General features: G+C 74.4%; 15 protein-coding genes. 8 read left to right on the top strand and 7 right to left on the bottom strand.

Going from position 1 to position 13,847, the window contains the following annotated elements:
• The first annotated feature begins 80 nt into the window (after positions 1 to 80).
• Positions 81 to 1,289 (top strand): S8 family peptidase, encoded by a 1,209-nt coding sequence (locus AB0E62_RS28060; RefSeq protein WP_362199563.1) that lies wholly within the window; start codon positions 81 to 83, stop codon positions 1,287 to 1,289.
• A 210-nt stretch (positions 1,290 to 1,499) separates the two neighbouring features.
• On the opposite strand, the gene AB0E62_RS28055 is transcribed toward AB0E62_RS28060, so the two are convergent.
• On the bottom strand, positions 1,500 to 2,183 hold the full coding sequence (locus AB0E62_RS28055; protein WP_362199560.1) for a response regulator transcription factor: 684 nt from the start codon (positions 2,181 to 2,183) through the stop codon (positions 1,500 to 1,502).
• Complete coding sequence (locus AB0E62_RS28050; RefSeq protein WP_362199558.1) at positions 2,180 to 3,049, bottom strand: histidine kinase; 870 nt, start codon at positions 3,047 to 3,049, stop codon at positions 2,180 to 2,182. Before AB0E62_RS28050 ends, AB0E62_RS28055 begins: the two co-directional genes overlap by 4 nt.
• A 140-nt stretch (positions 3,050 to 3,189) precedes the next feature.
• Between AB0E62_RS28050 and AB0E62_RS28045 the strand changes: the two genes are divergently transcribed.
• The 4 genes from AB0E62_RS28045 (at position 3,190) to AB0E62_RS28030 (ending at position 7,189) form a co-directional block, all read left to right on the top strand.
• On the top strand, positions 3,190 to 3,897 hold the full coding sequence (locus tag AB0E62_RS28045; RefSeq protein WP_362199556.1) for an ABC transporter ATP-binding protein: 708 nt from the start codon (positions 3,190 to 3,192) through the stop codon (positions 3,895 to 3,897).
• A complete protein-coding gene (locus tag AB0E62_RS28040) occupies positions 3,894 to 6,203 on the top strand; it encodes an FtsX-like permease family protein (protein WP_362199554.1) in 2,310 nt (769 codons plus the stop codon). Before AB0E62_RS28045 ends, AB0E62_RS28040 begins: the two co-directional genes overlap by 4 nt.
• 164 nt (positions 6,204 to 6,367) lie before the next feature.
• Positions 6,368 to 6,718, top strand: a complete 351-nt coding sequence (locus tag AB0E62_RS28035; protein ID WP_362199551.1) for a VOC family protein — start codon at positions 6,368 to 6,370, stop codon at positions 6,716 to 6,718.
• A gap of 72 nt (positions 6,719 to 6,790) precedes the next feature.
• Positions 6,791 to 7,189, top strand: a complete 399-nt coding sequence (locus AB0E62_RS28030; RefSeq protein WP_362199548.1) for a MarR family transcriptional regulator — start codon at positions 6,791 to 6,793, stop codon at positions 7,187 to 7,189.
• A gap of 67 nt (positions 7,190 to 7,256) precedes the next feature.
• Here AB0E62_RS28030 and AB0E62_RS28025 read toward each other — a convergent pair whose 3' ends face one another.
• The 4 genes from AB0E62_RS28025 to AB0E62_RS28010 form a co-directional block, all read right to left on the bottom strand.
• A complete protein-coding gene (locus tag AB0E62_RS28025; RefSeq protein ID WP_362199545.1) occupies positions 7,257 to 7,655 on the bottom strand; it encodes an SseB family protein in 399 nt (132 codons plus the stop codon).
• Positions 7,656 to 7,772: 117 nt separating this feature from the next.
• A complete protein-coding gene (locus AB0E62_RS28020) occupies positions 7,773 to 9,242 on the bottom strand; it encodes a cytosine permease (protein ID WP_362199805.1) in 1,470 nt (489 codons plus the stop codon).
• Between the two features lie 264 nt (positions 9,243 to 9,506).
• Entirely contained in the window at positions 9,507 to 9,830 is a 324-nt protein-coding gene (locus AB0E62_RS28015; RefSeq protein ID WP_362199542.1) for a DUF2795 domain-containing protein, read from the bottom strand.
• 20 nt (positions 9,831 to 9,850) lie between these two features.
• Complete coding sequence (locus AB0E62_RS28010) at positions 9,851 to 9,994, bottom strand: hypothetical protein (RefSeq protein ID WP_362199539.1); 144 nt, start codon at positions 9,992 to 9,994, stop codon at positions 9,851 to 9,853.
• Between the two features lie 175 nt (positions 9,995 to 10,169).
• On the opposite strand from AB0E62_RS28010, the gene AB0E62_RS28005 reads away from it, so the two are divergent.
• Positions 10,170 to 10,364: a DUF2795 domain-containing protein gene (locus tag AB0E62_RS28005; RefSeq protein ID WP_362199536.1), complete on the top strand. Its 195-nt coding sequence runs from the start codon at positions 10,170 to 10,172 to the stop codon at positions 10,362 to 10,364.
• Between the two features lie 462 nt (positions 10,365 to 10,826).
• On the top strand, positions 10,827 to 11,750 hold the full coding sequence (locus AB0E62_RS28000; protein WP_362199533.1) for a CAP domain-containing protein: 924 nt from the start codon (positions 10,827 to 10,829) through the stop codon (positions 11,748 to 11,750).
• Here the strand turns inward: AB0E62_RS28000 and AB0E62_RS27995 are convergent.
• Entirely contained in the window at positions 11,717 to 12,988 is a 1,272-nt protein-coding gene (locus tag AB0E62_RS27995; RefSeq protein ID WP_362199530.1) for an MFS transporter, read from the bottom strand. The two genes, AB0E62_RS28000 and AB0E62_RS27995, sit on opposite strands and share 34 nt — an antisense overlap.
• 54 nt (positions 12,989 to 13,042) lie before the next feature.
• On the opposite strand from AB0E62_RS27995, the gene AB0E62_RS27990 reads away from it, so the two are divergent.
• Complete coding sequence (locus AB0E62_RS27990; protein WP_362199527.1) at positions 13,043 to 13,804, top strand: helix-turn-helix transcriptional regulator; 762 nt, start codon at positions 13,043 to 13,045, stop codon at positions 13,802 to 13,804.
• The last annotated feature ends 43 nt before the right edge of the window (positions 13,805 to 13,847 follow it).

The raw sequence follows: 13,847 nt of genomic DNA, 5'->3' as shown, positions 1-13,847 counted from the left end.
GGGCGCGCGATCGCGCGCACCCGCCCCCCACAGACGCGCGCCCCACCCGTGCGCGCCGCCAAGAGGAGGAATCCCTCGTAATGGCACAACTGCGGAGCAAGAGAATACGGTTCGTCGCGACCGCCGCGATCGCGGCGACCACCTTGGCCGGCGGCCTCGCCGCCGTCCCCGCCCAGGCCGCTCCCGCCGTGGGCAAGGTGATCGGTGCCGGCTCGCCCACGGCGGTCCGGGACAGCTACATCGTGACGCTCCGGAAGGACGCCGGATTCAAGGCCTCCTCCATCACGGGCAGGAAACTGGTCAAGGAGTACGGCGGCAGCGTGACCAGGACGTTCGGCAGCGCGCTGAACGGCTACGCCGCCGCCCTCTCCGCGACGGAGGCCGAGCGCCTGGCCGCCGACCCTGCGGTGGCGGCCGTCGAGCAGGACCAGCGGGTCGCCGTCGCCGACACCACGCAGTCCAGCGCGCCGTGGGGCCTCGACCGCATCGACCAGACCGCCCTGCCCCTGTCCGGCACCTACACCTACCCGGACAGCGCGGGCAGCGGTGTGACCGCCTACGTCATCGACACCGGCGTACGCATCACGCACCAGCAGATCAGCGGCCGTGCCTCCTACGGTTACGACGCCGTCGACGGCGACACCGACGCCGCGGACGGCAACGGCCACGGGACCCATGTGGCCACCACCATCGCCGGCTCCACCTACGGCGTGGCCAAGAAGGCGAAGATCGTCGCCGTGCGGGTGCTGGACAACAACGGATCCGGGACCACCGCCGGAGTCATCGCCGGCATCGACTGGGTGACCCGGAACCACTCCGGGCCCTCCGTCGCCAACCTGTCGCTCGGCGGCGGTGCCTCCGCCACGCTGGACGCGGCCGTCCGCAACTCCATCGCGAGCGGCGTGACGTACGCGGTGGCCGCCGGCAACAGCAACGCCAACGCCTCCTCGTACTCCCCGGCCCGGGTCGCCGAGGCCATCACCGTCGGCGCGACGACCAGCACCGACGCCCGGGCGAGCTACTCCAACTACGGCTCGGTGCTGGACGTCTTCGCCCCGGGATCCTCCATCACGGCCGGCTGGAACACGGGCGACACCGCGACCAACACGATCTCCGGCACCTCCATGGCGACCCCGCACGTCGCCGGAGCGGCCGCGGTCTACCTGTCCGGTCACGCCTCCGCCACACCGGACCAGGTCGCCGCGGCCCTGGTGAACGGGGCGACGACAGGCAAGGTCACCGGCGCCGGCTCGGGCTCGCCCAACCGCCTGCTGAAGCTCGTACCGTGACCGCTTCGCCCGCGGTCCGGCCGTCGTGAGCGCCGTGCCCCGGAGGCCGTCCCGCCTCCGGGGCACGGCGTGGCGAGGCTCGGAACAGGAGCGGGGACGGCACCGTCGAGGACGGACCGGGCGGGGCGGACGGCGCCGGATGCGACATGGGCCGTCGGCCCGGGCCCTGCGCGCCCGGCCCCGCCCCGTCCCGCCCCTTCGGCGCGCTCGTCACCGTGTCCCCGGTCTCACCAGGCCCGTCTCGTAGGCGATGACGACCGCCTGGGCGCGGTCGCGCAGGCCGAGTTTGGCGAAGATGCGGGCCACGTGGGATTTCACCGTGGCCTCGCTGAGTGACAGTTCGGCGGCCAGTTCGGTGTTGGACAGGCCCCGGCCCATCAGGGTGAGCACCTCCCGTTCGCGCGGGGTGAGCACGGACAGGCCGGCGGGGACGGCCATGCCCGGCCGGTCGGCCTCGGCCGCGTACCGCTCCACCAGGCGCCGGGTGATCTGCGGGGCGAGCAGGGCGTCGCCGGTGCCGACGAGCCGTACGGCCGCCGCCAGGTGCTCGGGGGTGACGTCCTTGAGCAGGAAGCCGCTGGCCCCGAGGGACAGGGCCGTGTACACGTACCGGTCCAGGTCGAAGGTGGTCAGCATGACCACCCGGCACCCGGGTGCCCCGGCCAGGATCCGGCGGGTGGCCTCCAGACCGTCCATGACCGGCATGCGGATGTCCATGAGGACGACGTCCGGCCGCAGTTCGCGCGCCTTGGCGACCGCTTCGGCGCCGTCGGCGGCCTCACCCGCCACGTCGATGCCCCGGGCGGTGAGGATCAGCCGGAAGCCGGTCCGGATCAGCCTCTGGTCGTCGGCGATCAGGACGCGGGGCGCCCGCTCGGGCCCGTGAGAGGTCACGGCCGGTCCAGAGGTATGCGGGCGCGGACCCGGAAGCCGCCGCCGAGTCTGCGCCGGGCGTCCAGTTCACCGCCGTGCACGGCGACCCGTTCGCGCAGCCCGAGCAGGCCGCGGCCGGTGCCCTCGCCATACGGTCTTCCGGCGGGACGCGTGCCGCCGGTGCCGGTGCCGGTGCCGGTGCCGGTGAGGACGCTCGGGCCGGTGCTGAGGATCTCGACGCGCAGGGCGTGGTCGGCGTAGCGCACGGTGACCTGGGCCTTGCCGCCGTCGCCGTGCCGGAGGGCGTTGGTCAGGGCCTCCTGGACGATGCGGTAGGCGGTCACGTCGACGCCCTGCGGCAGCGGGCGGGGCTCACCGGAGACGCGGACCTCGACGGGCAGCCCGGCGAACGATATCCGGTCCACCAGCGGGCCGAGCCGGTCCAGGCCGGGCTGCGGGGCGAGCGGCGGACCCGCCGCTTCCGCGTCCGGTCCCGGGCCGGCGTCCGTGCCGTCCTGGGCGGGCGCCAGCAGGCCCAGCAGGTGTCTCAGCTCGGTCATCGCGCCTCGGCCCGCGTCCTCCACGGCGCGCAGCGCGGTCGCCGCCTCGTCCGGCATCGTGCCGAGGACCTCGCGGGCGGCGCTCGCCTGGACGACCATCAGGCTGACGTTGTGACTGACGATGTCGTGCAACTCCCTCGCGATCCGGTCCCGTTCGGCCGCGATGGCGGCCTCGGCGGCGCTCTCCCGCTCCCGCTCCAGCAGCCAGCCCCGCTCCCCGACCGCCGCCTGCCAGCGGCGCCGGGTGCGTGCCAGCGCGACGGCCAGGCCCAGGACGGCCGCGCACGCCACCGCGAGCGCCGCCGTCAGCACCTCCGACTCCCCCATGGCGACCACTCTCGCAGACGGCACTGACATCCGCATCGACCTGGGGATCCAGCGCACTGCATCCCCGGGATGAGTCCCGCGGCCGAGTGCCGTCCCGGGAGGGATGCCCGGGAGGCGGGGCCGCGTCTAGCGTCCTGCTCATGGTCACCGAGGTGAGAACGGAAGACGCCGTCGTACGGCTCGACGGGGTGCGCAAGGAGTACGGCGAGACGGTCGCGCTCGACGGGGTGTCGCTGGAGATCCGGGCCGGGGAGGCGGTCGCGGTGATGGGCCCCTCGGGGTGCGGCAAGTCCACGCTGCTCAACGTGATCGCCGGGCTGGACCGTCCGTCCGCCGGGCGGGTCGTCGTACACGGCGAGGATGTCGGGGAGCTGGGCGAGAAGGGGCTGGCGCTGTACCGGCGGCGGCGGATCGGGATGATCTTCCAGTTCTTCAATCTCGTCGACGACCTGTCGGCGCTGGACAACGTGGCGCTGGCGGCCCAGTTGACGGGGACGCCGGCCCGGCAGGCCCGGCGGCGGGCGCTGGAGCTGTTCGAGGAGCTGGGGATCGCGGACCGGCGCAACGCCTACCCGGCGGTGCTCAGCGGGGGTGAGCGGCAACGGGTCGCGGTGGCACGGGCGTTGATGAACCGGCCCGCGCTGCTGCTGGCCGACGAGCCGACCGGCGCGCTGGACAGCCGGGCCGGGGAGCAGGTGATGGACCTGCTGATCGACCTGAACCAGATCGGCCAGACTCTGGTCATCGTCACCCACGACGAGCAGCTCGCGCAGCGCTGTGCGAGCCGTCTGGTGCTGCTGGCCGACGGCCGGGTGACCGGTCAGCACGCCCTGGAGCCGTCCGCGTGAGGGCGGTGTGGCCGGCCGCGCGGGCGGCCGTGCGCCGACGGCGCCTGCAGACGCTGGTGATCTGGCTGGTGACGCTGGTGTCGACGGGGTCGACGGTGGTGGCGCTGGGGCTGGTCGACGCGGCGTCCGCGCCGTTCGACCGGGCCTTCGAGAAGCTGCGCGGGCCGCATGTCGTGGCCGCCTTCGACAGCGGCAAGGTGTCGGACGGGCAACTGGCGCGCGCGGCACGGCGGCCGGGCGTGGAGGCGGTGGCCGGGCCGTTCGCGCGGGCGGCGGTCAGTGTTCCGCGCGGTGCGGCGGACTTCGGTCTCGGCGGCGAGATCACGGTGGTGGGCCGCCCCGGTCCCGGCGGGCCGGTGGACCGGCTGGACGTGTGGGCGGGCCGCTGGCCCACCCGGCCGGGCGAGATGGTGCTGAACCGGCAGCCCGACTGGACCGCCGACGACCTCGGCAAGGAGTTCCGGGTGCCGTCCGGTCCCACGCTCACCATCGTCGGGTTCGCGTTCGACCTGAGTCACACGGCCGATGCCTGGGTCGCCCCGGAGCAGATCGGGGCGCTGCACCCGGCCGGCCGGCAGCTGCTGTTCCGGTTCCGGGACGCGGCGACGGAGCAGCAGCTGCGCACCCGCCTGTCCGAGGTGACGGGGGAACTGCCGCCGGACGCGCTCGCCGGATCGCAGACGTACCTGGCGCTCAAGCACCGGATCGGCGGCAACGCGCGGGCGTACGCCCCGTATCTCATGGCATTCGGGGTGCTCGGCATCCTGGTGGCGGTGCTGATCGTCGCCAACGTGGTCGGCGGGGCCGTGGTCTCCGGGTTCCGGCACATCGGCATCCTCAAGGCGCTGGGCTTCACCCCGGGGCAGGTGCTGGGCGTCTACCTGACGATGATCTCCGTGCCGGCGGTCCTGGGCTGTGTGCTCGGCACCGTGGCCGGGAATCTCCTGGCGCGGCCGTTCCTGGAATTCGTGTTCTCCGGGCCGGCCTCGGGGGTGCTGCGCGACAGCCTGGGGATCCCGCTCTGGGTGAACCTGTCGGCGCTGCTCGGCATGCCCCTGGTCTGTGTGCTCGCCGCCCTCGGGCCCTCGGTGCGGGCGCGGCGGCTGCCGGCGGCGCGGGCCATCAGCGCGGGCAGCGCGCCCCGGGCCGGCCGGGCGCTCGGCCTCCAGCGGCGGCTGGCGGGGGCCCGGCTGCCCCGCTCGGTGAGCCTGGGCGCCGGGCTCCCCTTCGCCCGTCCCGCGCGCAGCGCGCTCACGCTGGCCGCCGTGGTCCTCGGTGTGACGACGGTGACGTTCGCGACCGGGCTGGCGGCGACGCTGAACGGCTTCGGGAACAGCGGTGACCGCACCTACGACGTCACCGTCTACGTAGGGACGCACCGGCACGGCAAGGAGGTGCGGCCGGTGCGCGGCGACCGTGAACTCGAGGCGCTGCTGGACTCGTTGCCGGGCGCGCGGCATGTCACGGCGCGGTCGGACGACGAAGTGCTCCTGGTGGGCAGTACGAACGTGGTGATGCTCGAGGGCCGGCGCGGCGGCCGGTCCCTGGGCACCGTGCTCGTGAGGGGCCGTTGGATGAGCCGGCCGGGGGAGGTGGTGGCCGGGTCGCCGTTCCTGCGCCGCAACGGGGTGCGGCTCGGGGACCGGCTGCGGCTGCGCAAGGACGGCCGCGAGGAGCGGGTGACCGTGGTGGGCGAGACGCTGGACAGCGACGACCGGCTGGTCGTCGGCGACTGGCCGACGGTCACCGAGCTGCTGCCCGGGGCGCGCCCCATCGCGTACCACGTGAAGCTGGACGAGGGCGCGGGTCAGGAGGCGTACGCCCGTGCGGTGCAGGCCGCCGACCGGGGGCTGTCCGTCCAGCTGAGCGGGGCGAACACCGTCACCGGCACCATTGTCGGCTCGGCGACCGCGCTGACCCTGATGCTGGCCCTGGTCGCCTCCCTCGGCGTCTTCAACACCGTCGTGCTCAACACCCACGACCGGCGCCGTGACCTCGGCATGCTGAAGTCGATCGGGATGACCCCGGGCCAGGTGACGGTGATGACGGTGACGTCGATGGCGGTGCTCGGCGTGCTGGGGTCGCTGCTGGGGGTCCCGCTGGGCATCGTCGCCCACCGGGTGGTGGTGCCGCGCATGGCGGCCGGGCTGGACATCACGCTGCCCGGTTCCATGACGGCCGTGTGGCATCCGCCTCTGCTGGCCGTCCTGGCGCTCGCCGGAGTGGTGATCACGGTCATGGGGGCGCTGGTGCCCGCGCGCCGGGCGGCCCGGCTCACCGTCGCCGAGGTGCTGCGCAACGAGTGACGCCGCGACCGGCCGGGAGAGGTCCCGCGCGACCGGGGGCGGCAACCGGTCAGGATCGGAGAAGCCGCCGCGGGCTCGCCCGTCCTAGCGTGGGGGCACCGACGGGGAACCCGTCGGTGCCCCGCCCGCGAGGCCGGGCGCCGCTGTGCGAAGGAGTGAGCATCATGACCGCAGGCCTGCGGACGATCATCTACCCGGTGAAGGACCTGGACCGCGCCAAGGCCCTGTTCGGCGCGCTGCTGGGCGTCGAGCCGTACGCGGACGAGCCGTACTACGTCGGTTACAAGGCCGCCGGGCAGGACATCGGGCTGGACCCGAGCGGGCACGCCAAGGGCATGACCGGGCCGGTGCCGTACTGGCATGTGACGGATCTGCGGGAGCGGCTCGCGGCGCTGGTGGCGGCGGGCGCCGAGCTGCTCCAGGACGCGCAGGACGTCGGCGGCGGCCGGCTGATCGCCTTCGTCAGGGACTCCGACGGCAATCACCTGGGGCTGCTCCAGGACCCGTCGGCCTGAGCCGGAGCGACCGCCCGCCCCGGCACTAGTTGCACAGTCAACGAATGCTCGGGACGGTGCTACCGTGCGGTTATGGCAGTGAAGACGGCTGAGACCCGGCTGGAGGAACGCTGGCGGGACATCCTCGCCGTGCACGCGCGCACCATGTGCGAGATCGACCGCGTCCTGCACCCGCACGGGCTCGGCGCCAGCGACTTCGAGGTGCTGGACCTGCTGGCCACGGAGCCGCCCGAGCAGGGCGAGCAGTGCCGGGTGCAGAACCTGGGCGGCCGGGTGCACCTCAGCCAGAGCGCGCTGTCCCGGCTGATCGGCCGGCTGGAGAAGGACGGCCTCGTGGAACGCTCGGTGTGCGCGGAGGACCGGCGCGGGGTGTGGGTCGCGCTCACCCCCAGGGGCCGGGCGCTGCACGCCGAGGTGCTGCCGCTCCAGCGGGCGGTGCTGCGCCGCACGCTGGCCGGGCAGGACGCCTAGAACGTGCCCGCGGGCGCCGCGTCGGGGGCGGCGCCCCGGCGGCGCCCGCGGGGCGGGTCCGGGCGGCTCAGCGGGCCAGCAGCGTGCGGACCCCCTGTGACGTGAGCGTCAGCGCGTGGGAGGAGCTGCCGTCTATGGCGAGGGACAGGTTCTCGTCGGGCCACTGTGCGGCGAGCGCGCCGAGCGGGATGAGCCGGTAGCGCGAGACGAAGGGCAGCAGATCGGCCATCTCGCCCTCGGTGGTGAACACCGGGACGACCGCGTCGCCGCTGGGCTGTTCCAGGACGGGCAGGGCCACCGTGGTGGCATCGGCGCCCTCTCCGTCCAGCGCGTCGTCCGGCACCGGGACGAGTACGTCACTGTGGGCGAGGGTGTCCAGGGCCGTCTGGTCCTCGGCGTTCACGGTCAGCGCGTCCAGCGCCTGCTGGGCCGGCGTCGGCGGGTCGGCGTGTGCGGGTGTCTCCATGACTGGTCCCCAGGTTCGACGGTCGTACGGGCCGCCCGGACGGCTGGCGCCCGGGCCGTGCTCCCGCCTCGCGTACCCGGTGGGGTGCGGGGCATGCCTACGCGGAACACCGGATCCTCAGGGGTGCGGCAGCCGCGCGGGGACCGGCCCGGGCGCCCGCGCCTCCTGGCGCCGTACACGGCCCCGGCCCGTCGGCAGCGCCCCGAGGAAGGCGAGGACCAGGGCGGCGAGGACACCCAGGTTGGCGTACGCCCAGGGGCCGGTCCGGCCGCCCAGGCCGAGCGGCTCCAGCAGATACCCCTGCCAGGTCAGCCAGTGCGCGGCGGTGTTGGTGACCAGGCCCCAGCCGACGGCGGTGGCGGCGAGGGTGACCCCCAGCGGGCCGAGGGGGACGTCGCCGTAGCGGCCGTGCGGGCGGTACAGGTCGGCTTCGTCGTAGTCGCGGCGGCGCAGCGCCAGGTCGGCGAGCATGACGCCGGCCCAGGCCGCGATGGGTACGCCGAGTGTGGTGAGGAAACCCGTGAACTGGCCGAGGAAGTCGTCGGCGAAGAACACGATGTAGACCGAGCCCGCGATCATCAGGATGCCGTCGAGGAGGGCGGCCAGGTAGCGGGGCGCCCGCAGGCCGGCCGAGAGCAGGGCCAGGCCGGAGGAGTAGATGTCGAGGACGGCGCCGCCGACCAGGCCGAGCACGGCGACCAGGGCGAACGGCACCAGGAACCAGGTCGGCAGGAGGGTGGCCAGCGCGCCGATCGGGTCGGCCGCGATCGCCCGGCTCAGCTCCGGCGCGGAACCCGCCAGCAGCAGGCCGAAGACCAGCAGCACCAGCGGGGCGAGAGTGGCGCCGAACGTGGTCCAGCCGATCACCGCCCGGCCGGAGGAGTTCCGGGGCAGATAGCGGGAGTAGTCGGCGGCGGCGTTGACCCAGCCGAGGCCGAAGCCGGTCATCATGAACACCAGCGCGCCGATGAACCGCTGGGCGGAACCGGCCGGCAGGGCGTCGACCGCGCTCCAGTGGATCCGGTCGGCGACGAGGGCGACGTAGACGAGCGTGAGCACGCCCGTGACCAGCGTGATCCCGGTCTGCAGCCGCATGATCAGGTCGAAGCCCATGACCCCGCCGACGACGGTCAGCGCGGCCACCACCAGGAGGGCGACGGCCTGGGTGCCGGTGCCGCCGCCCCAGCCGAGGCGGGCGAGGACGGTCGCGGTGGCCATCGTGGCGAGCGCGGTGAGGACGGTCTCCCAGCCGACGGTGAGCATCCAGGAGACGGCGGCCGGCAGCCGGTTGCCGCGCACGCCGTACGCGGCCCGGCTGAGCACCATGGTCGGTGCCGAGCCGCGCTTGCCGGCGACCGCGACCAGGCCGCACAGCAGGAACGAGGCGACGATGCCGAGCACGCCGGCGGCGAGGGCCTGCCGGAAGGAGATGCCGAAGCCGAGCGCGAAGGCGCCGTAGCCGAGTCCGAGGACGGAGACGTTGGCGCCGAACCAGGGCCAGAACAGGGTGCGCGGGGTGCCCTTGCGCTCCGTGTCCTCGATGACGTCAAGGCCGTGCGTCTCCACCCGCAGGGGGCGGCCGGCCATCACCCCGTCCGGGGTGCCGTGCGGATGGGCCGTCACCGAGCCTCCTGGCCTGCCTCTGTCCTGATGTGCGCGTCACGCTAGGCCGCGCCCGGGGAGGGGTCAAGGCGCGGGGTGGAGCGCGGCCGTGGGTGCGGGGCCGGTCCGGCACCGGAGGGCGGTCGCCGGAGCGCTGGGGGTCGTGCCGCCGTGCCGCGCGGTGGGGACGTCGTGCCCGGGGGCGGCGGGTGCGGGGCACCGGTGCCCTGTCGCGGCCCCCGGACCCGTTCAGCGGTCGAACTCCTCCTGGATCGGGGTCTTCGGTTCTTCCCGCAGGTGCTGGGAGACGCCCGGCTTGCCGCCGCGCCGTGCCTGTTCCGCCCGCTGCCCCGCGTCGCGTCCGAGATCCGAGTCCGGGTCCACCCGCACCGACCGCGCGACCTCCGCGCGGCCGGCGTACTCCTCGGCCGGAATGCCGCGCAGGGCCTTGACGACCTCCTCCGGGGCTCCGGCCTGCCGGGCGGCCGAGACCAGCTGTTCCTTGCCTGCCGGGTAGGTCACGTCCTTCAGCGCGTCCAGCACCTCCGGGACGCTGGTGTGTGCCGTGCTCATGACGCCTCCCTCCTACGCGCCTACGCGTCGTCCTCCTCGTCCGGGTTCTCCTCGGCGGTGTCCTCCCCCTCCGCCTGGGAGGGGGTGGTGCGGGCCGGCTGCTCCGTGTCCGGGGCGTCCGGCTCCCGCTCGCCCTCGGCCTGGGATGGGGTGTTCTCGCTCATCAGGTCCTCTCATCCGACGGTCCCGTGCCTGTCGCGGAACCACCGGGTACCCGCGCGCGCCGCGGCCCATCACCTGACGGAATCCCTGAATCCGCTTCCGTCGGATGGGTACCTGTGCGGTCCCGGCACGGCATCCCGCGCCGGGACGAGCACCGACTCACTGCCTGGAGGAGCCATGGCGGGCATCACCCCACCTGATCTGCAGAAAGCCCTGCACGGCGTGGACTACCCGGCCGATACCGACCAGCTGCGGAAGGCGGCGGAGAAGAACCACGCGCCCAAGGAGATCACCGAGCGGATCTCCCACCTGGGCAAGAAGAAGTTCGAGAACCCCGCCGAGGTCAGCAAGGCCGTCTTCCGCAACGAGTGACGGCGCACGCCCGACGGCGTGGAACACGGGTACGCGGTGGCCGGACGCCCCAGGCTCCGGCCACCGCGGCATGCCGTCCCGCGCTCACTCCCGGATCGCCGGAGCGACGGCGTCCCGGCCGTACGTGACAACCGTCACAGGTCCGGCGGCCACTAAGGGTGCCGGATAGTAGACGCCGGTTCCATGACATAGGGGATTTGTCCGTCTTGCCGCGGGCGCGAGGCCCGGACGGCGTGCCGGCGGGGCGGCCCACGGACGGTCCGCCCTATCCCGCGTCCCCTGCGGGTTCCTGAGCAACCGACAGCTCGGCGCAAACATCGCGGTCGCGAAGTTCTGCATCTCCCGGTGCGGCTGACAAGGGCCGTGACGGTCTACGACGCGCGGTAGTACTCGGTCCCTTTGCGTCTCGTGCGAGGCCCTCCCAAGAATGGGCGCTCCGCGATCACCGAGTGAGGTTGACGTATGGGCCAGCACCGCAAGACCAAGCACTACCGGCGAATAGTCATCACCGCCGCCGCCGTCGGCGCCGTGGGCGTGCCATCCGTCGCCCTGGCCTGTTCCGACTGGCCGTACGGCACGGACCCGCGCCCACAGGCCGGCGCGACGAGCACGCCCGTGCTGCCGGGACAGCAACTCCGGACACATCACCACCGCAACGGCGTGGAGGCGGCCTCCGGACAGATCACCGTGCCGGGGACCACGGCACCGGTGACCACGAGTCCAGTTGCCACGGCTCCGGTCACCTCCGCGCCGTCCCCCTCCGCGTCGGTCACGGCACCGGCCGGGGAGGAGCGGTCCGCGCACCCGCGAGGGGCCGTGAAACCGAGGACGCATCGAGTGGTGACGGCCCGGCCCACCGCCCAGCGGCCCCAGTCCCCCGCCGCGCCCGGCACCGCCGAAGCCACCCCCGCGACCGCCGCCCCCACGGCCGCCGCCCCCACGGCCACCACTGCCCCCACGACCGCTGTTCCCGCCGCACCCGGTTCCCCCGCGCCCGCCGCCACGGCGTCCGGGGTCACCGCCGAGGTCCTGCGGCTGGTCAACGCCGAGCGGGACAAGGCCGGTTGCCGGCCGCTGACCCTGAACCCCGCGCTGACCAAGGCCGCGCAGGCCCACAGTGAGGACATGGCCGCCCACCGGAACATGTCGCACACCGGATCCGACGGCTCGGACCCGGGCCTGCGCATCACGGGCGCGGGCTACACCTGGAGCAGCTACGGCGAGAACGTGGCGTACGGCTACACCACCGCCGAGCAGGTCATGGCGGGCTGGATGGCGAGCCCCGGCCACCGGGCCAACATCCTCAACTGCGGGTTCCAGGAGATCGGCGTCGGACTGGCGCAGCCCGGCAGCTACTGGACCCAGGACTTCGGCACGGCCCGCTGAGCCGGACCGGCCGGCGGGTCCGCCCGTCGGCCGGGGCCCGCGGGCTCGGCAAGATCCGCGGGTTCGGGAAGGGCCGCGGGTTCGGGAAGGGCCGCGGGTTCGGGAAGGGCCGCGGGTTCGGGAAGGCCGCGCAGCAGCAGCCAGCTCAGCACCGGCATCACCACCAGCGGGGCCAGCGCGGTCCGCAGGGAGGCCGCGTCGGCGATCCGCCCGATGAGGGGGCTCACCATCCCGCCGACGCTGACGGTCAGCCCGAGCGTGATGCCGCCGGCGGTGCCGACGCGGGAGGGCAGGTAGTCCTGACCGAGCGTCACCTGGAGGGAGAAGGGGACGTACAGGCCGGCGGACGTCAGCGCCACACACACGTACAGGGCGGGCCCGGGGACGAACACGACGCCCGCGACCGCGACGGCCGAGAGCAGGTACGACCAGCGGCACACCGTCACCCGGTCCCGGTACCGGGCCAGCCGGCCGCCCAGCACGGAGCCGGCCGCGCCGCCGAGGTAGAGGACGAACAGCGCGGCCGTACCGGCCGCCACGCTGCCGCCCAGGCGCTGGGCCGCGTACAGCGCCAGGAAGCTGCTCAGACCGGTGAACACGACCGAGCGGCACACCACGGCCAGTGACAGTCTCAGGAAGGACGCCCGGTCGTCGGGGCCGGCGGCCGGTGCCGGGGCGAACAGGCGCCGCCGCTGCCCGGGTGCGCGCAGCACCGCCAGGCTCAGCGCGGCCCCGGCGAGCGCCGGCAGGGCCAGCAGCGGGGTCCAGCGCAGTCCGCCGGTGCCGACGACGGCCGCCACCAGCGGCGGGGCCAGGGCGAAGCCCACGTTGCCGCCCAGCGAGAACCAGCCCATGGCGCCGTGTCCGCCGCCGCCCGCCAGCCGGGCGACGCGGGCGGACTCGGGGTGGTAGGCGGCCACGCCGAGCCCGGACACCGCCACGCACGCCAGCGTCAGGGCGTACGAACCGGCGCCGCCGCTCAGGGCGATGCCCAGGCCGGCCAGGAGCGTACTGGCGGGCAGCAGCCAGGGCAGCGGACGGCGGTCGGTGAGCGCGCCGAACAGCGGCTGGGCCACCGAGGAGAGCAGGGAGGCGGCGAGGACGACGCCGGAGGCGGCCGCGTAGCCGTAGCCTCGCCCGGCGACCAGGAACGGGACCAGGGACGCGACGGCTCCCTGGTAGACGTCGACGCAGGCGTGCCCGACGGACAGCAGGGTGATCGATGCTTTCCTTCGCATCCGGCCATGCTCCGGCCCCGGCCGTCTGGCGCGCTTTCGATAAACTGCCATCTGATGACGCCGATCCGCCATCAGCCGGTGGCACCGACCCACACGCGGTGGCTGGACCCCGGCGCGGTGATAGACGCCCACCGGCACGACGACCACCAGATCGTCTGTGCGGGCCGGGGCGTGCTGGCCGTCACCACCGACGCGGGGTCCTGGATCGCGCCGGCCACCCGCGCCCTGTGGATACCGGCCGGCACCGTGCACGCCCATCAGGCGCACGGCACGCTGGAGTTGCATACGCTGGGGCTGCCCGCCGCCGAGAACCCGCTCGGCCTCGACACGCCGACCGTGCTGGCCGTCGGTCCGCTGCTGCGCGAGCTGATCGTCGCCTACACCCGTGGCCCGCGGGACGGCAGCCCCGAACGGGCGCGGCTGCGCGCGGTGTTGCTGGACCAGCTGCGCGCCTCGCCGCAGCGGCCGCTGCATCTGCCGGCGCCCGCGTCTCCCGTGCTGCGCGCGCTGTGCGACATCCTGCGCGCCGATCCGGCCGACCGCCGGACGCTGGCGGAACTGGGCCGGCAGGTCGGGGCGAGCGACCGTACGCTCTCCCGGCTGTTCCGTCGTGACCTCGGGATGACCTTCCCGCAGTGGCGCACCCAGTTGCGGCTGCACCACGCGCTGGTCCTGCTGGCCGAGGGCACGCCGGTGACCGCGGTGGCGCACCGGTGCGGCTGGTCCTCGGCCAGCGCGTTCATCGACGTCTTCCGGCGCGCCTTCGGGCACACGCCGGGCAGCGCTCCCACGGCGGCCCGGCCCGGGGACGGATGACGGGCCGGGGACGGATGACGGGCCGGGGCAAGGCGGGTGGCGG

Source organism: Streptomyces sp. NPDC038707, assembly GCF_040636485.1.
Lineage (GTDB): Bacteria > Actinomycetota > Actinomycetes > Streptomycetales > Streptomycetaceae > Streptomyces.
The sequence above is the reverse complement of the archived record's forward strand: the minus strand, read 5'-3'. Positions and strand labels throughout refer to the sequence as shown.